The following is a 20,639-nucleotide window of genomic DNA, read 5'->3' on the forward strand; positions in this document are numbered from 1 at the left end:
GGCACAAGACGCGGCCGATCTTCAACTATCGGCAGAACGATGCGACGTTCCTGATCAACGAGGATCCCGATTCGTTCGCGGCCGACTTCGCCGCCGAGCACGGCCCGAGCGCCTGCGGCTTCGCGATCCGCGTCAACAAGCTCGCCGAATGGGTGCGCGTGCAGGCGCTGAAGAACGGCGCAAAATCGATCGCCAACAAGGAAACCAGCAAGGCCGTCGCCGCGCCGGTGATCGAGGGTATCGGCGGCTGCATGCTCTACATCGTCGATCGCTACGACGACAAGGGCACGATCCACGATCCCGACTGGGAGTGGCTGCCCGGTGCGCAGATGATGCCCAAGGGTTTCGGCCTCACCTTTATCGACCATCTCACCCACAATCTCTATTTCGGCAACATGGCGAAGTGGGCGAATTACTACGAGCGGCTGTTCCAGTTCCGCGAAATCCGTTACTTCGATATCAAGGGCGCCAAGACCGGATTGCTGTCGAAAGCGATGACCGCGCCGGACGGCATGGTGCGCATTCCGCTCAACGAGTCACCCGACCCGAAAAGCCAGATCAACGAGTATCTCGAACAGTACAACGGCGAAGGCATCCAACACATCGCCTGCTTCACCGACGATATCTATGCGACCGTTGAGGCGATGCGCGCGCAGGGCATCGCTTTTCTCGACACGCCGAATGCGTACTTCAGCGTGATCGATCAGCGCATTCCGGGTCACGGCGAAGATGTTGCGCGCATGAAGGCCAATCGCATCCTGATCGATGCCGACAAGGAAACCAAGCAGAAACTGCTGCTGCAGATATTCACCAAGAACTGTGTTGGCCCGATCTTCTTCGAGATCATCCAGCGCAAGGGCAATACCGGTTTCGGCGAAGGCAATTTCCAGGCGCTGTTCGAATCGATCGAGCGCGAGCAGATGGAGCGCGGCGTACTGTGAGCGAGATGCGCTACCAATCCGGCTTCGGCAACGAATTCGCAACCGAGGCCATCGCAGGTGCGCTGCCGCAGGGACGCAATTCCCCGCAGCGCGTGGCGTTTGGCTTGTATGCCGAGCAACTTTCCGGCACCGCGTTCACCGCGCCGCGCCATGCGAATCGGCGCAGCTGGCTATATCGCATGCGTCCGGCGGCGATGCACGGCAAGTTCGCGTTGCGGCAAAGTGGATTTTTTCACAATGCGTTTGACCCGGCGACGGCGTCGCCGAATCAACTGCGCTGGGACCCGTGGCCGCTGCCGTCGGCGCCGACGGATTTTGTCGACGGGCTGGCGACGATGGCCGGCAACGGCAGCGCGGCGACGCAAAGCGGCGTCGGCATCCACGTGTATGCCGCGAATCGCTCGATGCAAGGACGTTTTTTCTGCAACGCCGACGGCGAATTGCTGATCGTGCCGCAGCAAGGGCGACTGCGCATTGCTACGGAACTCGGTATCGTCGAAATCGAACCGCAGGAAGTCGCAGTGATCCCGCGCGGCATGCGCTTCCGCGTCGAGTTGCTCGATGATCAGGCGCGCGGCTATGTGGCAGAGAATTTCGGCGCGCTGTTGCGTCTGCCCGAACTGGGCCCGATCGGCTCTAACGGTTTGGCCAATGCGCGCGATTTCCTGATTCCGGTTGCAGCCTTCGAAGACGTCGAAGGCGACTTCGAATTGATCGCGAAATTCCAGGGTCGGCTGTGGGCGGCGGCGATCGATCATTCGCCGCTCGATGTGGTCGCCTGGCACGGCAATTACGCGCCGTACAAATACGATCTTCGCCGTTTCAACACGATCGGCACGATTTCCTACGACCACCCCGATCCGTCGATCTTCACCGTGCTGACCTCGCCGAGCGATACACCTGGCGTCGCCAATCTGGACTTTGCGATTTTCCCGCCACGTTGGCTGGTCGCCGAAAACAGCTTCCGCCCGCCCTGGTTCCACCGCAATGTGGCGAGCGAGTTCATGGGTCTGATCCATGGTGCCTATGACGCCAAGGCCGGCGGTTTCGTGCCCGGCGGCGCGAGCCTGCACAACTGCATGAGTGGGCATGGCCCCGATGCCGCAAGTTTCGCCAAGGCCAGCGCCGCCGACACATCCAGACCTGACCATATCGTCGACACGATGGCGTTCATGTTCGAAACGCGCTACGTGATCAATCTGACGCAGTTCGCGCTGGAATCGCCGACCCTGCAACACGAGTATCTTGAATGCTGGCAGGGTCTCAGCAAGAATTTCGACCCAGGTCGCGCATGACGCACGAGGATTACGCATGAAGCTGGCAAGTTTGAAGCAGGGCGGACGCGACGGCACGCTGATCGTGGCGAGCCGCGACTTGGGCAAGGCCGTACGCGTCAGCGCGATCGCGACGACCCTGCAATCCGCGCTGGAGGACTGGGGCAGCACCGCGCCACGGCTCAATCGCATCTACGAACTGCTCAACGACAGCCACGCCGAAACGATCAATGGCGAAGCGGTGTTCGCGTTCGAGCCGGCCGCGCTTGCCGCGCCGCTCCCGCGTGCCTACGAATTCGTCGATGGCAGCGCGTATCTGCCGCACGTCGAGCGCGTGCGGCGTGCGCGTGGCGCCGAAGTACCCGAGAGTTTCTACACCGATCCGTTGATGTATCAGGCCGTGAGCGCCGGGTTTTATGGGCCGCGCGATCCGGTGCTGGTGGCGAGTGAGGACTATGGCATCGACCTCGAAGCCGAGATCGTCATCGTCACCGACGATGTGCCGATGGCGGTGACGCCGGCGCAGGCGACCGAACATATCCAGCTGATCGGACTGGTCAACGATGTGTCCCTGCGCAATCTGATTCCGCCGGAGTTGGTCAAAGGCTTCGGTTTTCTGCAATCCAAGCCGCGCTCGGCCCTGTCGCCGGTGTTCGTCACGCCCGATGAACTGGGCGCAGCGTGGAAAAATGCAAAAGTACACCTGCCGCTGGTCACCCGGATCAATGACGTCGCGTTCGGCGCGCCAGAGGCAGGCGACGACATGCAATTCAGTTTCGCCGATCTGGTCGCGCATGCGGCGAAAACACGGCCGCTGTCGGCCGGCACGATCGTCGGCTCAGGTACGATCGCCAATCAGGACGAAAGCCGCGGCGCCTCCTGCCTCGCCGAACGGCGCACGCTGGAAACGCTGGCGAACGGCAAACCCTCGACGCCATTTCTGAAGTTCGGCGACAGCGTGCGCATTGAGATGTTCGATCGCGCCGGCGCGAGCATCTTCGGCGCGATCCAGCAAACCATGCAGCGCGTGTGAGCGGCGTGCCCGAGACGACCCGCAAGCTCTACAGCTACTGGCGTTCTAGCGCAGCCTACCGCGTGCGCATCGCGCTGAATCTGAAGGGCCTGTCCTACGCTGTGCTGCCCGTGCACTTGGTCAACAACGGCGGCGAGCAGCATCGGCCCGAGTATCGCGCGGTCAATCCACAGGAGCTGGTTCCGGTGCTGATCGACGGCGCGCATGCGATTCGCCAGTCGATCGCGATCATCGAGTATCTGGACGAAGCCTATCCGGGCGGTGCGCGTCTGCTTCCGACCGAACCGCTTGCGCGTGCGCGCGTGCGCGGCCTTGCGCTAGCGATCGCCTGCGATGTGCACCCCATGAACAATACGCGCGCGCTGCAATATCTCGAGCGCGAGCTGCGCGTTGCGGAGCCCGAACGCGCGCGCTGGACACGGCACTGGATCGCATTGGGTTTTGCCGCACTCGAAGAACTGCTCGCGCCGGATCCCGCGACCGGCCGCTTCTGCCACAGCGACGCGCCGGGCATGGCCGACGCGTTGCTTATTCCACAATTATACAATGCGCGGCGCTGGTCGCTGGATCTGACGCCATATCCGACCTTGTGCCGGATCGAAGCCGAATGCGCCGCGCTGGATGCATTCGTACGCGCGCGGCCGGAGAATCAGGTCGACGCGCCGAAAAGCGAGGGCTGAGAGAGGCGAGCTGCTTTTCAGCCCTCAGCCCTGCATCTTCTTCACAAACTCGGCAAATTGAAAGTATCCAGCACCGGCATTTCCTCGGTGCCTTCGCCGAGGCGGATCTTCAGCGCCAGACCGTCGCGCGAATCGGCCTTGGACAGGGCTTCCTCGAGTTCGATGCGGCCTGAACGGTACAGCTTCATCAACGATTGATCGAAGGTGTGCATGCCTTCGGACAGGCTGCGATCCATCGCTTCCTTGATTTCGTGCACCTGACCGCGGCGGATCAGGTCGCGGATGAACGGCGTGTTGAGCATCACTTCCGTCGCCGGCAGACGCCGGCCGTCCTTGCCGATGACCAGGCGCTGGCTGATCACCGCGCGCAAATTCAGGGCCAGATTCATCAACACATTGCGGTGCGCGACTTCCGGGAAAAAGTTGAGGACGCGTTCCAGGGTCTGGTCGGCATTGTTGGAATGCAGGGTCGCCAGGCACAAGTGTCCGGTTTCGGAGAACGCGACCGCCGCTTCCATCGTTTCCACATCGCGAATTTCGCCGATCATGATCACGTCGGGCGCCTCGCGCATCGCGTTCCTCAACGCGGAATGAAAGTCGTGCGTGTCCAGTCCGACTTCGCGCTGGTTGACCACGGATTTCTTGTGCCGGTGCAGGTATTCGATCGGATCTTCGACCGTGAGAATGTGACCGGGCATGGCGATGTTGCGATAGTCGATCATCGACGCCAGCGTGGTGGATTTTCCCGATCCGCTCGCGCCGACCACGAGGACCAGACCGCGCGGCTCCATGATCAGGTTCTTGAACAGGTCCGGCAGCTGCAGTTCCTCGATGGTAGGAATCACGCTCTTGATCGCGCGGATCACCATGCCGATTTCGCCGCGCTGCTTGAAGATGTTGACGCGGAAGCGGCCGGCATCCTTCACCGCAGCGGCCAGATTCATTTCCAGATCGCGTTCGAACGCCGACACCTGGCCTTCGTCCATCATCGAATAGGCGATGCGCTTGACCATGCCGTGCGGCAGGCCGGTGCTGCCGAGGGGGTAAAGCTTGCCCTCGACCTTGATGTTGACCGGGGCGCCCGTGGACAAGAACATGTCCGACGCGCCTTTCTCGGTCATTAGTTTGAGAAAATAGCCGATGTCCATCGCTTATATTCTGCGCTCTGAAAAAGTATTTAGGAGAATATGCCGTCTGCCCGTTGCCTAAAGTGGTCCGGAGTTATCGACAATGGTAGCGTATGACCCCATCCCCATCATCTACGGAATAGTATGCCATTGTCGTCGCGAAAAACCCTGATCGCGCTTGCCTTTTGTGTGAGCCAGCTCACAGGCTGTGCGCAAACCAAACCGCCGCTGGCCCAGCTTGACGATGCCGGACGCCGCGTCGAGGCAGCGCGTGGCGATGGCGCGGCGACCTACGCGCCGATGGAACTGCGCACGGCGGCCGAGCGGCTGAGCCTGGCGCGCGCGGCGATGAAGGATGAGGACTACGACCAAGCTGCGCAGCTCGCCGATGAGGCGCAGATCGCCGGCGAACTGGCCCAGGCCAAGACCCGACTGGGCAAGGCGCGCGAACGAGTCGATACGCGAACGCAGGAAAATGCGCAGTTGCGCAGCGATTTGTCGATCGGCTCCGACGCCGATCAGGGTGGACAATGATGAAGTCCGCCGCCGCGAAATCGACGAGTGCGTTCATGCGCGGTTTGCCGACCCGCGCGACGCATTGGGCGTTTGCCGTGCTGTGGCTCACGCTGGCGCTGGTCGGCGCGGCCCATGCCGCCAAACCGGATCTCGATTACGAGCGCCTGCGCGGCAGTCTGAACGAGTTGCGCGACGACCCTGCGCTCGGATCGCTGGCGCCGGCCGAGATCGCCTTGGCCGACCAGGCGCTGGCAACGCTGGCCGAGCAGGGGGGCAGGAGCAAGCTGCACGACCATCTGGCTTTCATCGCCGAGCGTCGCATCGATATCGCCTATGCCGCGGCGCGCACGGCGGAACAGGAGCGCAAGCTGCAGCAGCTCGATCGCGAGCACGATCAAATCCTGCTCGCGGCCAGCCGTCGCGATGCCGAGCAGGCGCGACGGGATCTGGAAAAGCAGCGCATCCAGAGCCTTGCCGACGCCGAGGAGGCTCAGCGCCTGCGCGCCGACGCGGATGCGGCGCGCGCGCAAAGCGCGCAGACCTCGCAGGAGGCGGAAACTGCGCGCGCGCAGGCCGCGCAGGCGCGCAAGCTTGCCGATGCGCAGGCCACGGAGGCTGAACTTGCGCGCAAGGAAGCGAAGCTGCTCGAGGCGAGCGGCGCCAGGCCGGCTGCCAAGGGCAAAAAGGCTGCTGCTGCGCCGATCACGCTCGGCGCGGCGGCGTTTGCGCCCGGCCAGGCAGGGTTGCGCCCGGGTGCGCAGGCACAAATCGCCAAAATCGCCGCCGCCGCCGGCAGCAGACAATCGATCCGCATCGAAGCGCATGCCGACGACGGCGGCAGTGCAAAAGGCAATCTGGCCCTGTCGCAGCAGCGCGCCCATGCGGTGCGCGACGCGCTGATCGCCGCGGGCATCGATGGTGGACGGATTTCCGCGCATGGAGTCGGTGCCAAAGGCGGCAAGTCGCGCCAGGTCGTGGTCAGTTTCTCCCAGCATTGAGGCGGAAGCCAAGCTCCTGCCGGCCGTCAATGGGATTTTAACGTTTGACTCGCGGCAAGCCGGTTGCACCCGGCGCAGCAAAGGAGTAGGTTCAAGTCACGCGATTTTCCGTCTCTGGATATCGCGGAACTTGAGCCTATGAGTGCAGCCTTTGCGATCATCAGCATCTGCACTTCACCCGCGCCGGTGAAGCGGACTGGCGATTGCCCACTCACGGCTCAACCCCTTGGTTTGCACCCGTCTCCTCGCGCGAGTTCGCGCGGGCGGATTTGTGCCTGTTTCTTGTGAGAGAGGAGGTCACTGATGTTCGAGAATCAGCAAAATGACGTCGAAGTGTTGATCAAGAGCGATGCGGAATTCCGCAGCCTGTATCACCGCCATCAGGAACTCGATGGCAAGGTGCGCGATGCCGAGCTTGGCGTGCTGCCGATGGACGACACCACGCTGCACAATATGAAGAAAGAGAAACTCCGCGCCAAAGACAAACTTACCGTCCTCTGGGAACGATACCAGGCGGTGCACTGAATTCCCAGGGCGCAAATCCCTGCGCCGCAACGACACCGGGCCGCTTCGCCCTCGCTGAATCGGCCCGGCGCTCTGCTGTATTATTGACGACTCCCGATCCACGCATGCGCCAGGCGCATGCGTGACAAAATCCGTTTCGGAGTTTCAATGACGTCTCACGCGAGCGTACTCGAGCTCATCGGCAATACGCCGATCGTCAAAGCGCAGCGCCTCGATGCCGGCGTCTGCGAACTCTATTTCAAGCTCGAAAGCGCCAATCCGGGCGGATCGATCAAGGATCGCATCGGCCTGTCGATGATCGAGGCGGCCGAGCGCGCCGGGAAGATCAAACCCGGCGACACCCTGGTCGAAGGCACCGCTGGCAATACCGGCATCGGTCTGGCTCTGGTCGCGCAGCAGAAGGGTTATCGCCTGGTTCTGGTCGTGCCCGACAAGATGAGCCGCGAGAAGATCTTCAATCTCAAGGCGATGGGTGCGGAAGTCGTGCTCACGCGCTCGGATGTGGCCAAGGGGCATCCGCAGTACTACCAGGATCTCGCCGCCGAAATCGCGCGCACGACACCCGGCGCGTATTTCATCAACCAGTTTGGCAACCCCGACAATCCGCGTGCGCACGAGGAAGGCACGGGACCGGAAATTCTCGCGCAGATGGACGGCAAGCTCGATGCGATCGTGTTCGGTTGCGGTTCGTCGGGAACGATGACCGGACTGTCGCGCCATTTCGCCAAGGCCGCGCCGAACGTCGAACTGATCCTTGCCGATCCGGTCGGCTCGATCCTCGCCCAGTACATCAACGAGGGCACGCTGTCGACCAAGTCGGCCAGCTGGATGGTCGAAGGCATCGGCGAGGATTTCCTGCCGGATATTTCCGATTTCTCGCGCGTGAAAAAAGCCTACGCGATCTCCGACAAGGAAAGTTTTCTCGCCGCGCGCGAACTGCTGGCGAAGGAAGGCATTTTCGGCGGTTCCTCGACCGGCACCTTGCTTGCCGCCGCGCTCAAGTATTGCCGCGAACAGACGACGCCAAAACGCGTGCTGGTTTTCGTCTGCGACACCGGCAACAAATATTTGTCGAAGATGTACAACGATTACTGGATGCTCGACAACGGGTTTCTTGAACGCGAGCGCTATGGCGACCTGCGCGACCTGATCCTGCGCCCGTATTCGCAGCGCGACACCGTCGTCGTCGGTCCCGCCGAGCCGTTGACCACGGCGTATCAGCGCATGAAGCTCTACGACGTGTCGCAATTGCCGGTGATGGACGGCGACAAGATCGTCGGCATCGTCGACGAGTCCGACGTGCTGCTGCATGTCTACAGCGATGAAACGCGGTTCCGCGATCCGGTTTCCACGGCGATGATCGGCACGTTGCGCATGCTTGAGGTAAAATCGCCGATCGAATCCCTGCTGCCGGTGTTCGACGCCGGCCATGTCGCGATCGTCGTCGACAACGACAAGTTCCTCGGCCTCATCACGCGCATCGATCTGCTGAATTACTTGCGCCGGCGCGTTCAATAACTTTTGCGATCATCCATGATCGCGAGAATCAAAAAAGCGACCCTCCCGGGCGCACTTTTCAAAAAGACATCCATGACAAAATCAAGCAAATCTCTCGGCCTCGGCACGCGCGCGATTCACGCGGGCCAGACACCCGATCCTTCGACCGGCGCGATCATGACGCCGATCTACGCGACCTCGACCTATGTGCAATCGAGCCCGGGCGTGCACAAGGGCTACGAGTACAGTCGTACGCAGAACCCGACGCGCATGGCTTACGAGCGCTGCATCGCCGATCTCGAAGGCGGTACGCAGGGCTATGCGTTTGCGTCCGGTCTCGGCGGCGCGAGCACGGTGCTCGATCTGCTCGATTCGGGCAGCCACGTGATCGCGATGAACGATCTCTACGGCGGCAGTTATCGCTTGTTCGAGCGCGTGCGCCGGCGCAGCGCCGGCCTGGATTTCACCTTCCTCGATTTGAATGACACGGCGGCGCTCAAAGCCGCGCTGAAGCCGAACACACGCATGATCTGGGCGGAAACCCCGACCAATCCGATGTTGACCATCGTCGATCTCGCCAGGATCGGCGCGTTCGCGCGCAAGCACGGCCTGATCCTGGTCGTCGACAACACGTTCTGTTCGCCGATGCTGCAGCGCCCGCTCGAATTCGGCGCGCATATGGTGCTGCACTCGGCGACCAAGTTCCTCAACGGCCACTCCGACATGGTCGGTGGCGTCGTTGTCGTCGGCGACGACAAGGAACTCGCCGAGCAGATGGCGTTTCTGCACAACTCGGTCGGCGCGGTTGGCGGCCCATTCGATTCGTTCCTCGCGATGCGCGGCCTCAAGACCCTGCATCTGCGCATGCGCGCGCACTGCGACAGCGCGCAGGAGCTGGCACCGTGGCTGGAAAAGCATCCCGCCGTCGCGCGCGTGATCTATCCGGGTCTGAAATCGCATCCGCAATATGCGCTGGCGAAACGCCAGATGGATGGACCGGGCGGCATCATCTCGATTGAGGTGAGGGGTGGCCTGCGCAAGGCACGCCGCGTGCTCGAGCGCTGCGAGCTGTTTGCGCTGGCCGAATCGCTCGGCGGCGTGGAAAGCCTGATCGAGCATCCGGCGATCATGACCCACGCCTCGATCCCCGCCGCGAACCGCAAGCGGCTCGGCATCAGCGATGGCCTGATTCGTCTGTCGGTGGGAGTGGAGGACGTGCGCGATCTGCGCAACGAGCTGGAAGCAGCTCTGGCCTGACACGGCAACGCCGATTCGAATTGCGCCTCGCGGCCTGCTTAACTAGCCAGCTGCGCGCGCAGCGCTTCGAACAGCTGCAGCGCCTGCGGGTTGGCCAACGCGTCGGTGTTTTTCACCGGGCGCCCGTGGATCGTCTCGCGCACCGCAAGTTCGGTGATCTTGCCCGAGATCGTGCGCGGAATATCGGCGACCTGCAGGATCTTCGCCGGCACGTGCCGCGGCGTGGTGTTGTCGCGAATCTGTTTGCGGATGCGACTGCTTAGCGCGTCGTCGAGCGTCTGACCCTCGCGCAGGCGCACGAACAGGATCACGCGCACGTCGTTGTCCCATTCCTGGCCGACCGCGATCGATTCGAGCACTTCGGGCAGTTGTTCGACCTGGCGATAGATTTCCGCGGTGCCGATGCGCACGCCGCCGGGATTGAGCACCGCGTCGGAACGGCCGTAGATCACGATGCCGTCGTGCTCGGTCAGCAGCGCGTGGTCGCCGTGGCACCAGACATTGTCCACTTTGCTGAAATAGGCATTTTTATACTTGGTGCCGTCCGCATCGTTCCAGAAGCCGATCGGCATGCACGGAAACGGCGCGGTGCAGGCGAGTTCACCTTTTTCCTCGCGCACCGGTTTGCCGCCGTCATCGAGGATCTCCACCTTGAGGCCGAGCCCGCGGCATTGCAGCTCGCCGCGATACACCGGCAGCAAAGGATTGCCCAGCGCAAAACACGAAACGATATCGGTTCCGCCGGAAATCGAGGACAGCAGCACACGCTCCTTCACGTCGCGGTAGACGTAGTCGAAGCTTTCGTCGGCCAGCGGCGAGCCGGTTGAGAGTATGGTCTTCAGGCTCAGCAGCTTGTGCGATTCGCGTGGCTTGATGCCGGCCTTCTCGACCGCGGCAATCCACTTCGCACTGGTGCCGAATACGCTGATGTCGACCTCATCGACCAAGTCCCACAGCACCTTGCCGTCGGGATGGAACGGCGAGCCGTCGTAAAGCACCACGCTCGCGCCGACGGCGAGGCTCGATACCAGCCAGTTCCACATCATCCAGCCGCAGGTAGTGTAGTAGAAAATCCGGTCCTCGCGCTTGAGGTCGGTGTGCAGCACCAGTTCCTTCAGGTGCTGGATCAGCGTGCCGCCGGCGCCGTGCACGATGCATTTGGGCACGCCGGTGGTGCCGGAGGAATACATCACGTAAAGAGGGTGATCGAACGCGGTCGGCGTGAATTCCAGTTCGGGTGCTTCGCTGCCGAGAAAATTCGGCCACGCGACCGCATTGGGCAGACCATCGAGCTTGAACGCATTGCCGCTGTACGGAATCACGACCAGCTTTTCCACGCCCGGAATTTTCCCGAGTACCTCGCGGATCTTGCTCAGGCAATCGAAACGCTTGCCGCCGTAGCCGTAAGCGTCCGCGGTGAACAGCACCTTTGGCGCGATCTGGCCGAAGCGGTCGACCACGCCATTGATGCCGAAATCCGGCGAACACGACGACCACACCGCGCCGAGCGACGCGGTCGCCAGCATCGCGATCACGGCCTCGGGAATATTGGGCAGGAAACCAGCGACGCGATCGCCAGTTTTCACGCCAGCGGCGCGCAGCGCGTGCGCGAGTCGGCCGACAGCGTCGTGCAACTGCGCGTAGGATAATTCGCGCTTATGCCCCCACTCGTTGCGCGCGATCAGCGCGATGCGTTCGTCCTTGTAGCGCAACAGGTTCTGCGCGAAATTCAGACGCACTCCAGGAAACCAGCGCGCACCCGGCATCTTGTCGCCGTCGACGAGCACCTCGTCGAAATCGCCCGACGCGCGGATGCCGCAGAATTCCCAGACGGCGCGCCAGAATTCCTCGGGATGGTGGATCGAGAAATCGTACAGGCTGTGATAATCGGTGACGAGCGCCTTGTGCTCGGTCTGCGCGAAGCGGATAAAGCGCGAAAGGTTCGCGCGCTCGATACGTTCCTTGCTCGGTTCCCAGATCGGTCGCAGGTTGCTCAAGCGGGCATTTCCTTCTGTCTTGCGCTTGTCGACGGCTTGATTATAAAGCACGCCCGCACACAACGGGCGTTAGCGCGACGGCGCAGGCGCACCCGAGCACTGACGTCGATCTGCGTGGGCGAAACGGCATCGCGTCGGGTGTAGTCCGACGCCGCAAAAAAATCAGCCGAGCGCTTGTTCGAGTTCCGGAATGATCTTGAACAGATCGCCGACCAAGCCGATATCGGCGATCTCGAAGATCGGCGCTTCGCCGTCCTTGTTGATCGCAACAATGGTGCCTGCGTCCTTGATTCCGGTCAGGTGCTGGATCGCGCCTGATATGCCGATTGCCATGTAGAGTTCGGGCGCGATGATCTTGCCGGTCTGGCCGACCTGCAGATCGCTGGGCACGTACCCGGCATCGACCGCCGCGCGCGAGGCGCCAACCGCAGCACCGAGCTTGTCGGCGAGCTTGAAAATGACCGCGAAATTTTCCGCCGAGCCGACGCCGCGTCCACCGGAAACCACGCGGGCGGCGCTTTGCAGATCGGGACGTTCGCTCGATCCCTGGGCGAGCGCGACGAAGCGCGTATGCGTCGGCAGATCGACGGCGAGATTCAGCGCTTCGATCGGCGCCGCATTTGCACCATTTGTCGCAGCTGCGTATGAAGCCGTGCGCACCGTGGCGACGAGAATCTGATCGCTTGGTGCGCTCACGCTGACGATCGCGTTGCCGGCATAGATTGGACGCTGAAAAGCATACGCATCGTCCACATGCATGATATCGCTGACCTGGGCGACACCGAGCAGGGCGGCGACACGCGGCGCGACATCCTTGCCGAACGTGGTCGAGGGCGCCAGTACGTGCGAGTAGCCGCCACTTCCCTGTGCAACGGCGACGACCTGCGGCGCGTAGATTGCGGCGAGCGCATGCGCATTCGCTGCGTTCGCTGCCGTCAGTACCTTGTTCACACCGTCGATTTTCGCCGCTTCGGCCGCGATCGTATCGGGCGCGTCGGCGAGGACGAGCACATCGATGCTTTCCGCCTTCAGTTCGCGCGCGCAGGTCACGCAACGCGCCGTGCTGGAATTGAGTTTGCCGTTCAGATGTTCGGCGATGATCAGAACCTTTGCCATCACAGCAGCCCCTTGGTCTTCAACGCCGCGACCAGCTCCGCCGCATCCTTCACCATCACGCCCTTGCTGCGCTTGGGCGGCGGCACGTAGCGCGTGGTCTTGAGATGATCGCCGGATTCGACGCCAAGATCGGCCAGCTGCAAGGTTTCCAGCGGCTTGGACTTGGCTTTCATGATGTCCGGAAGCTTGATGAAGCGCGGCTCGTTCAAGCGCAAATCCGTCGTGATCACCGCAGGCAGATCGACCTCGATCGTCTCCAGCCCCGCATCGACTTCGCGCGTGACCGTGGCCACGGTACCAGCGACTTCAACTTTGGACGCAAATGTTGCCTGCGGCCGATTCCACAGGGCGGCGAGCATCTGTCCGGTCTGGTTGCAGTCGTCGTCGATCGCCTGTTTGCCGAGGATCACGATCTGCGGTTGTTCCTTTTCGATCAGCTTGAGCAGGGCGCGCGCGGCGGTCAGTGGCTGGATCGCCTCGCCGGTGACGACATGGATCGCGCGATTGGCGCCCATCGCCAGGCCATTGCGCAGATGCGCCTGCGCATCGGCCGGTGCGATCGTGGCGACGATGACTTCGGTCGCGATGCCTTTCTCGCGCAGGCGCAGAGCTTCTTCGAGCGCGATGTCGTCGAACGGATTGGCCGACAGTTTCACGCCCTCGGTGACGACGCCGGAGCCGTCCGCTTTGACCTGGATGCGCACGTTGTAATCGACGACGCGCTTGTAGCCGACAAGGATTTTCATCAATCGCGATTCCCGTGTGGAGTTCCGTACGCTCGCGTAGCGGAGGGGAATGCGATTCTACCTGATGCGGCGTGCGGACCAGAAACCGCTGCCCGGGGGCGGCAAAAAAGAGGGCCGCTTGCGCGGCCCTTGGAGAGTGGGCTTGCTACGGATCAACCGGCGGGCGTTGCCGACTTGTTGTGCGTCCAGTGACGCGCGGTGATTTCGTCAGCGTCGATATAGCCGTCGCCGTTCTTGTCGAGCTTGCTGAAGCGCGTTTTCGCCGCGGCCAGATACTCGTCCAGCGACACCGTGCCATCGCCATTGGTGTCGAGTTTCCTGGCGACATGTTGCGCGACATGTTCGTCTCGGCTCAGCGCCTTGGGCGACGAGGCGATTTCCGCTGCGGTCACCTGGCCGTTGCCCGCGGTGTCGAGCGCCTTGAACTGCGCGCTGGCCGCGGCGAGGTATTCGTCCTGGGTCACGACGCCGTCATGATTGGTGTCGAGTTTGGCGAAGATTGCCTGCGCGCGCTTGCTGCCATGGCCGGTGTTGGCGTTTTCGGAAACCTGTGCGCCGACGCGCCCAAAGTGCACGGGCGTGAACTCGTCCACAGTCAGCTTGCCGTCGCCCTTCTTGTCGAGCTTGGCGAAGCGTGTTTTGGCGCGCGCGAGGTATTCGTCCTGGGTGATGTAGCCGTTGCCGGCGCTATCCAGACGCTTGACCAGGAAATTGGCGACCATCTGATTGCGCTTGACCGCCTGTGGCGACGCGGCGATCTGCGCGGCGGTGACGCTGCCGCTGCCCTGTGTGTCCATCGCCTTGAAACGCGCGGTCGCGCCGGCCAGATATTCGTCGAGCGAAATCCTGCCGTCGCCGTTGCTGTCCAGCTTCTGCAGCATATGCTGGAAAAATGTGGGATGGCTGCCGGTCGCTGTGCTGGCCGACTGCGCCAGGGCCGCGATGGACAGCAGCGCGGCAGGCAACGCAGCGGCAATCGCGAGCTTGGTGATGCGAAACATACATTTCTCCGTTTGAGTGATGGCTTTTGCCATGATCACTACAACGGCGCCGGTGGCGTACGGTTTACGCCTTGCGCGTAAAGGAATGTAAGAAAGCAGCGTATTTATTGCGCAGTCATCCGGCATCGCGAATCGACCGCTGGCGATTCCTCAGGAATTGCGCAGTGTTTCCAGCAGCGCCTGGGCGAAGCGTTGCGCGGCGCCGTCGCCATGCGCGAAGAACAACGACGGCTCGGTCAATTCGAGTTCGAGCACGCAGGGTTTGTCCGCGCCGTCGCGAATCAGATCGACGCGCGCATACAGCAATGGCTGTTCGAATGGCATCGCCGCGAGCGCGGATTCGGCAACGCGCAGTTCGTCCGCATGCGGCACGCGCGGGGTGATGTGCTCCGCTGCGAACAGCGCGCGCGTCGGCTCGCCGCCGCGGTGCAGGAGCGGGCCCTTGCGGATCGCGTGACTGAATGCGCCGGCAACGTAGACCAGCGCGGTTTCGCCGTGCACATCGACGCGATCCAGATATGGCTGCAGCAGCACGCTGCGCCCCGCTTCGAGCAGCCGCATGGAGTGGGCAAGCGCAAGCTCGCGCTCCTCGTGACCGTAACGCTGTGCGTCGCGCGAGCCCGCACCGACCGTCGGCTTGACCACGAATTCCTGCGACGCATGCACATTGAGAAAGCGCTCGAGCAGGACGCCTGCGTCCTCGCCCGGTTCGATGAAATGGCTGGACACCGTGGGCACGCCGGCGCGCGCGAGATCGCCCAGATAATGCTTGTCGGTGTTCCAGCGCACCACGTCGAGCGGATTGACCAGCCGCGTCGCCGCGGACACACGCTCGGCCCAGGCGAGAAATTCCGGCAGGCGCATCGTGTAGTCCCAGGTCGAGCGCAGCACCGCGAGTCCGAACTGCGCCCAGTCGACCGCCGCATCGTCCCAATCGACAATGTGGAAATCCATGCCCGCGTCGCGCAATGCGGCGGCGAGCGGCGGCAGATCTTCATCGAGATCGCGCGCGGCAGCGGCGGTGACGAGGGCGATGCTGGTTGCGGACATGCGGACTCCTGGCGGCAGCCAAGCATAGCGAAACGCGGCGAGCGAAAGGAGTCGGCACGTGTCGCGAGCATCAACCGGCGCTGAACGCATTCGTGCGTACATCAGGAAGATGCAGTCGCGCGAGCAAGCGTCGGCTTTTCGAGGTTGCCAATGCGCAGCGGCTTCCGCAGCCGCTGATGAAAGCATTTGTCGCCGAACGCGTTCTTGATGTCATCACGCTTGGGAACAAACCGTGATGCGCAAAGAACATATGCTGGCGATTTTGCTGATTGCGCTGAGCCCACTCGTGCGCGCGCAATGTGTCGCCGAATCCGCGCCGACGCGGCCGCATCTGGTCGAGCTCTATTCGAGTGAAGGCTGCAGTTCGTGCCCGCCGGCCGAGCAGTGGCTGCGCACCCTGCATGACGGTGCCGATGTCGTGGCGCTCGAATTCCATGTCGACTATTGGGATGGTCTGGGCTGGCGCGACCGCTTCGCCAGCGAGCACTACACAGCGCGCCAGCGATCGATCGCGGCGCGCGATGGCGGCACTGCGGTGTACACGCCGCAAGTCGTGCTCGACGGCCGCAGCTGGCCCGGTTGGTATCGCGGCGGCCGGCTGGCACCGCCGGTAAACGGCGCGCTGTCGATGAAACTGGCGGCGCAGACCGGCAAGACCTTGCATGTGCGCATCGACACGCAGACGGTTGGCGGCAGCGACGCGACGGCGTATCGAAACTACATCGCGCTGGTCGAGGACGGCCTTGCCAGTCAGGTACGCGCAGGCGAGAACCGTGGGGTCACGCTGCACCACGATCATGTCGTGCGTGCATTCGTCGGGCCGCTGCCATTGGCGCAGGCGCAAACCGATCTGACCATGCCAGGCGATGTCGATCCCGCGCACGCGAGCCTGATCGCGTTCGCGCAGAATCCGCAGGACGGCGCGATCGCCCAGATCGCAACTCTGCCGTTGGCTCAATGCCGCTAGCGAACCATTCAGCGGAAGACGAGATTCACCGAAACCAGCATCACGATCAGCAGCAGCAGTGTGAGCGGCAGTCCGACGCGCAGAAAATCGCGCGCACGATAACCACCGGGACCGGCGATCAGCGTCAGCACCGGGTTCGCGCTGGCGATGATGAAGCTGTTCGAGGTCGACATCGCGACGACGAGGGCGTACACCGCCGGATTGCCGTTCGAGGCGAGCGCGATATTGATCGCCATCGGCACCATCATGACCGTGGCGCCGACGTTGGACACGATCTGTGAAAAAAACAGGGCGAGCAGCGCGATCACGCCTTGCAGCGCCCACTGCGGCCAGGCGCCGAGATAGCGCAGCACTTCCTGCGCGATCCACGCCGCGGCACCCGTGGTGTCCATCGCCCAGCCGAGCGGAATCAGGCAGGCGAGGGTGAAGATCGTCTTCCAGTTGATCGCGCCGTAGGCCTCGTCCATCTTCAGCACGCCGGTGAGCAGCATGCCGACCGCGCCGGTCAGCATCGCGATCGACAGCTTGATATCGGTGAACAGGCCCAGGCCCATGGCGAGCGCGAAGAACGCGGTGGCGTGCCAGATCTTGCTCGGCCGGCCCTCTTCCTTCGGGTAGTCGGTGACGACGACGAAATCGCGCGTCTCCGCGGCGACCGCAAGATCGCGCCACAACCCGTGCAGCACCAGGGTGTCGCCAGCGCGCAGACTGAGCTTGCGCACGTCCTCGCGAAAAATTTCCTCACCGCGGTTCACCGCCAGCACGCTGATGCCGTAACGCTTGCGCAGGCGGATGTCGCTGACGGCCTGCTTGATGAAATGCGAGTTCGGCGGAATGACGGCTTCGGCGATGCCTGCGCGGGTCGGATTGAACATGTCGCGGAAGTAGCGCAAGCGCGTCTGCGCGAGCAACAGGTTGAGATTGGAGAATTCCTCCATCGCCGCGCGCTGGCCGAGCGCACCGAGCACGGTGCCGACCCAGATCATCGAGTCGGCCGGCGGCGCCAGACGCGTTTCGTCGCCGTTCTTGATCGCCAGGATCAGCGGCGCGCCGCGCAATGCTTCGGTCTCGGCGATGCTCATGCCGACCAGCGGGCTTTCCGCGGTCACGGTGAGCTCAAACACTTCGCCGGCGATGCCATAAGTCTCGGCGAAATAGGTTTCAGTGCGACCGGGCGTGACACCCTGGCTTTCCTCTTCGGCCGGCAGCAGCCGGCGCGTGAACAGCGCGAAGAACGCAAGACCGGTCAGCAGCAGCGGAATGCCTACCGGCGCAATCGCGAACAGCGAGAACGGCGCGATCGTCTGCGCGCCGGGCGGCAGGTTGCGGTTGGCGCTGACGATGAGGTCGTTGAGCACGATCAGCGGCGAGTTGGAGATCATCGTCGTGTTCGTGCCAGCGAGGATGCAGAACGCCATCGGCATCAGCAGTCGCGACAACGGCACACCGGTGCGCGCGCTGACGCGGCTGACGACGGGCAGGAACAGCGCGGCGAGGGCCTGGCTCTGCATGATCGACGACAGACTGCCGACCATCGCATTGAGCAGCAGGCTCAGGCGCGATTCGACCCCGTGCGACAGGCGCAGGATGAACGAGGCGGCCTTGTTCAGCACGCCGGTGCGGTCGAGCCCGGCGCCCATGATCATCACGCCGAGCAGGGAGATCACGGCATTGCCGGCGAAGCCCTCGAACAGTTGCTCGACCGGCACCAAGCGGGTGACGCCGATCACGACGACGATCAGCAGCGCGATCAGATCCGCGCGAATCCATTCGAGCACGAGCATGAGCACGGTGAACGCCAGCAGCCCGAGCACGAGCGCCATGTCGTGGGTTAGGACCAGTCCGGAGTTCATTGTGGGCCGGGATTCATCGGGGCGTTGTTTTTTTGCGGCCAGGTATCAGTTTTTATGTGCGTTCATAGATCAAATCCCATACCCCATGACCCAGGCGCAGACCGCGCCGCTCGAAGTGGGTTTCGATGCGCGTTGGCGGCCGTGGCAGCGTAGCGCCGCTACCGGCGAGATTGCGCCAACCGGGCGCATGATCGAGTACGTCCAGCATATGCGCTGAATAGTCGGCCCAGTCGGTAGCCAAATGCAAGCGCCCGTCGCCGGCCATGCGGCTGGCGAGCAGGGTGGCGAAATCAGGCTGGATCAGGCGCCGCTTCTGCTGACGCTGTTTCGGCCACGGGTCGGGGAAATAGATACGCACCTCAGCAAGCGCGTTCTGCGTGATGCAGCGCTGCAACACGTCGACTGCATCGTGATTATACAAACGCACATTTTCCACATTGTGCGCGGCAAGTGCGTTCATGAGGCGACCGACGCCCGGGCGGTGCACTTCGATGCCGAGAAAATTCCGCTCGGGCTCGTGAATGCCCGCGTGCAGCAACTGCTCGCCGTTGCCAAAGCCTATCTCCAGCACGAGCGGCGCTGCACGTCCGTAAACCTGCGACCAATCCGGCGGCGCGGCGCCCGGTTCAAGCCCAAAGCGTTGCCAATGCTGCTCGAACGCGCGTTGCTGCGCGGGCGTAAAGCGGCCCTGACGCAAGACGAAGCTGCGGATATGGCGCTGCTCTCCCTCCCCCGCGTGCGGGGGAGGGCCAGGGTGGGGGGAAGTCATTCCAAGCATTGTCCCTGGTGGTCCGGTTTGCCCCCTTCGCCCTTCGGCACCTTCCCCCGCGGGCGGGGGAAGGGAAGAACTATGCGATGGTGCCATCGATCGGGCTCGACGCGGCGGCGTTGCGTTTGCGCGGGATGCGTCCGGCGAGAAAGGCTTCGCGGCCGGCCTCGACCGCCTTGCGCATCGCGCTGGCCATCAGCACGGGATCCCTGGCGCCGGCGATCGCGGTGTTCATCAGCACGCCGTCGCAACCCAGTTCCATCGCGATCGCGGCATCCGATGCCGTGCCGACGCCGGCATCGACGAGGATCGGCACTTTCGCGTTCTCGACGATTTCCAGAATGTTCCAGCGGTTCTGGATGCCAAGTCCCGAGCCGATCGGCGCGGCCAGCGGCATCACCGCGACACAGCCGATTTCCTCGAGCCGGCGCGCGAGTATCGGATCGTCGCTGGTATACACCATCACCTCGAAGCCTTCCGCAACCAGCTGTTCGGCAGCTTTGAGCGTCTGCACCACGTCGGGGAACAGAGTCTTGGGATCGCCGAGCACTTCGAGCTTGACCAGACGATGCCCATCGAGCAGTTCGCGCGCGAGGCGGCAGGTGCGCACCGCGTCGTCGGCGGTGTAGCAGCCGGCGGTGTTGGGCAGGATCGTGTAACGGTCCGGTGGCAGCACATCGAGCAGGTTGGGCGCATTCCGATCTTGACCGATGTTCGTGCGCCGGATCGCGACGGTGACGATCTGCGCGCCCGCGGCCTCGGTCGCGCGGCGGGTTTCGTCAAGATCCTTGAACTTGCCGGTGCCGGTGAGCAGGCGCGAGCGGTAGGGTTTACCGGCGATGATCAGGGGATCATTTTCTGGTGAGGAGGTTGGGCGGAGTTGGGCGTTCATTGGGGGTTTGCATAAAAAGATAAGAAAAGCAAAATTACCGTTTATTGGTGCGCAAGCGCTCGGCTGCGCCTCGCTGGCCGTTGCTAAGCTCGCGCATCCAGCGCTCGCTAAGCAACCCGGCCCTTCGCTCCTCGCTTCGGGCGCTCGGCTTCATGTGCGATGCGCTTCAACGCATCGCACGAGCATTCAGCCTCCCCCCATTGCGTGTACCACTTCTACGCGATCGCCATCGTTCAACAGGCGCTCGCCTTGCAGGCTTTTCGGCACGATTTCGCGATTGATCTCGACCGCGACCTTGCATCCGGCGAAGCCCGCGGCTTCGAGCAGATTGATCAGCGTGATTCCAGCGTGCAATTCGCGTGGTTCGCCATTGAGCAGGATATTGAGCATGCGCCCATTG

At 62.9% G+C, this 20,639-nt stretch carries 20 protein-coding genes; 10 read left to right on the forward strand and 10 right to left on the reverse strand.

Going from position 1 to position 20,639, the window contains the following annotated elements; genetic code table 11:
• The 4 genes from hppD to maiA form a co-directional block, all read left to right on the forward strand.
• Positions 1-941: 4-hydroxyphenylpyruvate dioxygenase (gene hppD / locus VIE67_RS05030; RefSeq protein ID WP_332023896.1), on the forward strand; the 941-nt coding region annotated here is incomplete at its 5' end.
• 5 nt (positions 942-946) lie between these two features.
• A complete protein-coding gene (hmgA, locus tag VIE67_RS05035) occupies positions 947-2,236 on the forward strand; it encodes a homogentisate 1,2-dioxygenase (protein ID WP_332023898.1) in 1,290 nt (429 codons plus the stop codon).
• 16 nt (positions 2,237-2,252) lie between these two features.
• A complete protein-coding gene (locus tag VIE67_RS05040; RefSeq protein WP_332023900.1) occupies positions 2,253-3,248 on the forward strand; it encodes a fumarylacetoacetate hydrolase family protein in 996 nt (331 codons plus the stop codon).
• A gap of 5 nt (positions 3,249-3,253) precedes the next feature.
• Positions 3,254-3,928: a maleylacetoacetate isomerase gene (gene maiA, locus VIE67_RS05045; protein ID WP_332023902.1), complete on the forward strand. Its 675-nt coding sequence runs from the start codon at positions 3,254-3,256 to the stop codon at positions 3,926-3,928.
• A gap of 41 nt (positions 3,929-3,969) precedes the next feature.
• Here the strand turns inward: maiA and VIE67_RS05050 are convergent, their stop codons facing one another.
• Positions 3,970-5,076 (reverse strand): PilT/PilU family type 4a pilus ATPase, encoded by a 1,107-nt coding sequence (locus tag VIE67_RS05050; protein ID WP_332023904.1) that lies wholly within the window; start codon positions 5,074-5,076, stop codon positions 3,970-3,972.
• A gap of 129 nt (positions 5,077-5,205) precedes the next feature.
• On the opposite strand from VIE67_RS05050, the gene VIE67_RS05055 reads away from it, so the two are divergent.
• The 5 genes from VIE67_RS05055 to VIE67_RS05075 all read left to right on the forward strand — a co-directional run bounded on the left by VIE67_RS05055 (position 5,206) and on the right by VIE67_RS05075 (position 9,848).
• Positions 5,206-5,589, forward strand: a complete 384-nt coding sequence (locus VIE67_RS05055) for a DUF4398 domain-containing protein (protein ID WP_332023905.1) — start codon at positions 5,206-5,208, stop codon at positions 5,587-5,589.
• Positions 5,586-6,569 carry an OmpA family protein gene (locus VIE67_RS05060; protein WP_332023907.1) on the forward strand — a complete coding sequence of 328 codons (984 nt, stop codon included), beginning with the start codon at positions 5,586-5,588 and terminating at the stop codon, positions 6,567-6,569. The genes VIE67_RS05055 and VIE67_RS05060 overlap by 4 nt, the downstream gene beginning before the upstream one ends.
• A 303-nt stretch (positions 6,570-6,872) precedes the next feature.
• Positions 6,873-7,094, forward strand: coding sequence for an HP1242/YdcH family protein (locus tag VIE67_RS05065; protein WP_332023909.1), 222 nt, complete (start codon positions 6,873-6,875; stop codon positions 7,092-7,094).
• A 147-nt stretch (positions 7,095-7,241) separates the two neighbouring features.
• Complete coding sequence (locus VIE67_RS05070; protein ID WP_332023911.1) at positions 7,242-8,612, forward strand: pyridoxal-phosphate dependent enzyme; 1,371 nt, start codon at positions 7,242-7,244, stop codon at positions 8,610-8,612.
• Between the two features lie 72 nt (positions 8,613-8,684).
• Complete coding sequence (locus VIE67_RS05075) at positions 8,685-9,848, forward strand: trans-sulfuration enzyme family protein (protein ID WP_332023913.1); 1,164 nt, start codon at positions 8,685-8,687, stop codon at positions 9,846-9,848.
• Between the two features lie 38 nt (positions 9,849-9,886).
• Here the strand turns inward: VIE67_RS05075 and VIE67_RS05080 are convergent, their stop codons facing one another.
• The 5 genes from VIE67_RS05080 to VIE67_RS05100 form a co-directional block, all read right to left on the reverse strand.
• Positions 9,887-11,845, reverse strand: coding sequence for an acetoacetate--CoA ligase (locus VIE67_RS05080; protein WP_332023915.1), 1,959 nt, complete (start codon positions 11,843-11,845; stop codon positions 9,887-9,889).
• A 162-nt stretch (positions 11,846-12,007) separates the two neighbouring features.
• Positions 12,008-12,961, reverse strand: coding sequence for an electron transfer flavoprotein subunit alpha/FixB family protein (locus VIE67_RS05085; RefSeq protein ID WP_332023917.1), 954 nt, complete (start codon positions 12,959-12,961; stop codon positions 12,008-12,010).
• Positions 12,961-13,707, reverse strand: coding sequence for an electron transfer flavoprotein subunit beta/FixA family protein (locus VIE67_RS05090; RefSeq protein WP_332023920.1), 747 nt, complete (start codon positions 13,705-13,707; stop codon positions 12,961-12,963). Before VIE67_RS05090 ends, VIE67_RS05085 begins: the two co-directional genes overlap by 1 nt.
• A 152-nt stretch (positions 13,708-13,859) precedes the next feature.
• On the reverse strand, positions 13,860-14,708 hold the full coding sequence (locus tag VIE67_RS05095; protein ID WP_332023922.1) for an EF-hand domain-containing protein: 849 nt from the start codon (positions 14,706-14,708) through the stop codon (positions 13,860-13,862).
• A 150-nt stretch (positions 14,709-14,858) separates the two neighbouring features.
• On the reverse strand, positions 14,859-15,758 hold the full coding sequence (locus VIE67_RS05100; RefSeq protein ID WP_332023924.1) for an ATP-grasp domain-containing protein: 900 nt from the start codon (positions 15,756-15,758) through the stop codon (positions 14,859-14,861).
• 235 nt (positions 15,759-15,993) lie between these two features.
• Here VIE67_RS05100 and VIE67_RS05105 point away from each other — a divergent pair, with 235 nt between their 5' ends.
• A complete protein-coding gene (locus tag VIE67_RS05105) occupies positions 15,994-16,725 on the forward strand; it encodes a DUF1223 domain-containing protein (protein ID WP_332023940.1) in 732 nt (243 codons plus the stop codon).
• Positions 16,726-16,733: 8 nt separating this feature from the next.
• On the opposite strand, the gene VIE67_RS05110 is transcribed toward VIE67_RS05105, so the two are convergent.
• The 4 genes from VIE67_RS05110 to thiS all read right to left on the reverse strand — a co-directional run bounded on the left by VIE67_RS05110 (position 16,734) and on the right by thiS (position 20,629).
• Positions 16,734-18,578 carry an SLC13 family permease gene (locus VIE67_RS05110; RefSeq protein ID WP_332023926.1) on the reverse strand — a complete coding sequence of 615 codons (1,845 nt, stop codon included), beginning with the start codon at positions 18,576-18,578 and terminating at the stop codon, positions 16,734-16,736.
• Between the two features lie 52 nt (positions 18,579-18,630).
• Positions 18,631-19,347, reverse strand: a complete 717-nt coding sequence (gene trmB / locus VIE67_RS05115; RefSeq protein WP_332023928.1) for a tRNA (guanosine(46)-N7)-methyltransferase TrmB — start codon at positions 19,345-19,347, stop codon at positions 18,631-18,633.
• A 79-nt stretch (positions 19,348-19,426) separates the two neighbouring features.
• The gene (locus VIE67_RS05120) at positions 19,427-20,239 is read right to left on the reverse strand and encodes a thiazole synthase (RefSeq protein ID WP_332023931.1); all 813 of its coding nucleotides are present in this window, start codon (positions 20,237-20,239) and stop codon (positions 19,427-19,429) included.
• Between the two features lie 186 nt (positions 20,240-20,425).
• On the reverse strand, positions 20,426-20,629 hold the full coding sequence (gene thiS, locus VIE67_RS05125) for a sulfur carrier protein ThiS (protein ID WP_332023933.1): 204 nt from the start codon (positions 20,627-20,629) through the stop codon (positions 20,426-20,428).
• Between the last annotated feature and the right edge of the window lie 10 nt (positions 20,630-20,639).

Origin of the sequence: Rudaea sp. (assembly GCF_036560865.1) — a bacterium.
Classification (GTDB): Bacteria; Pseudomonadota; Gammaproteobacteria; order Xanthomonadales; family Rhodanobacteraceae; genus Rudaea.

Bases quoted from the DNA above. Each gene is read 5' to 3' on its own strand.
- VIE67_RS05110 (WP_332023926.1), bottom strand. From the start codon at position 18,578: ATGAACTCCGGACTGGTCCTAACCCACGACATGGCGCTCGTGCTCGGG.
- VIE67_RS05105 (WP_332023940.1), top strand. From the start codon at position 15,994: ATGCGCAAAGAACATATGCTGGCGATTTTGCTGATTGCGCTGAGCCCA.
- VIE67_RS05085 (WP_332023917.1), bottom strand. From the start codon at position 12,961: ATGGCAAAGGTTCTGATCATCGCCGAACATCTGAACGGCAAACTCAAT.
- VIE67_RS05090 (WP_332023920.1), bottom strand. From the start codon at position 13,707: ATGAAAATCCTTGTCGGCTACAAGCGCGTCGTCGATTACAACGTGCGC.
- VIE67_RS05120 (WP_332023931.1), bottom strand. From the start codon at position 20,239: ATGAACGCCCAACTCCGCCCAACCTCCTCACCAGAAAATGATCCCCTG.
- VIE67_RS05060 (WP_332023907.1), top strand. From the start codon at position 5,586: ATGATGAAGTCCGCCGCCGCGAAATCGACGAGTGCGTTCATGCGCGGT.
- hmgA (WP_332023898.1), top strand. From the start codon at position 947: ATGCGCTACCAATCCGGCTTCGGCAACGAATTCGCAACCGAGGCCATC.
- VIE67_RS05100 (WP_332023924.1), bottom strand. From the start codon at position 15,758: ATGTCCGCAACCAGCATCGCCCTCGTCACCGCCGCTGCCGCGCGCGAT.
- trmB (WP_332023928.1), bottom strand. From the start codon at position 19,347: ATGACTTCCCCCCACCCTGGCCCTCCCCCGCACGCGGGGGAGGGAGAG.
- thiS (WP_332023933.1), bottom strand. From the start codon at position 20,629: ATGCTCAATATCCTGCTCAATGGCGAACCACGCGAATTGCACGCTGGA.
- VIE67_RS05040 (WP_332023900.1), top strand. From the start codon at position 2,253: ATGAAGCTGGCAAGTTTGAAGCAGGGCGGACGCGACGGCACGCTGATC.
- VIE67_RS05075 (WP_332023913.1), top strand. From the start codon at position 8,685: ATGACAAAATCAAGCAAATCTCTCGGCCTCGGCACGCGCGCGATTCAC.
- VIE67_RS05050 (WP_332023904.1), bottom strand. From the start codon at position 5,076: ATGGACATCGGCTATTTTCTCAAACTAATGACCGAGAAAGGCGCGTCG.
- VIE67_RS05065 (WP_332023909.1), top strand. From the start codon at position 6,873: ATGTTCGAGAATCAGCAAAATGACGTCGAAGTGTTGATCAAGAGCGAT.
- VIE67_RS05070 (WP_332023911.1), top strand. From the start codon at position 7,242: ATGACGTCTCACGCGAGCGTACTCGAGCTCATCGGCAATACGCCGATC.
- VIE67_RS05095 (WP_332023922.1), bottom strand. From the start codon at position 14,708: ATGTTTCGCATCACCAAGCTCGCGATTGCCGCTGCGTTGCCTGCCGCG.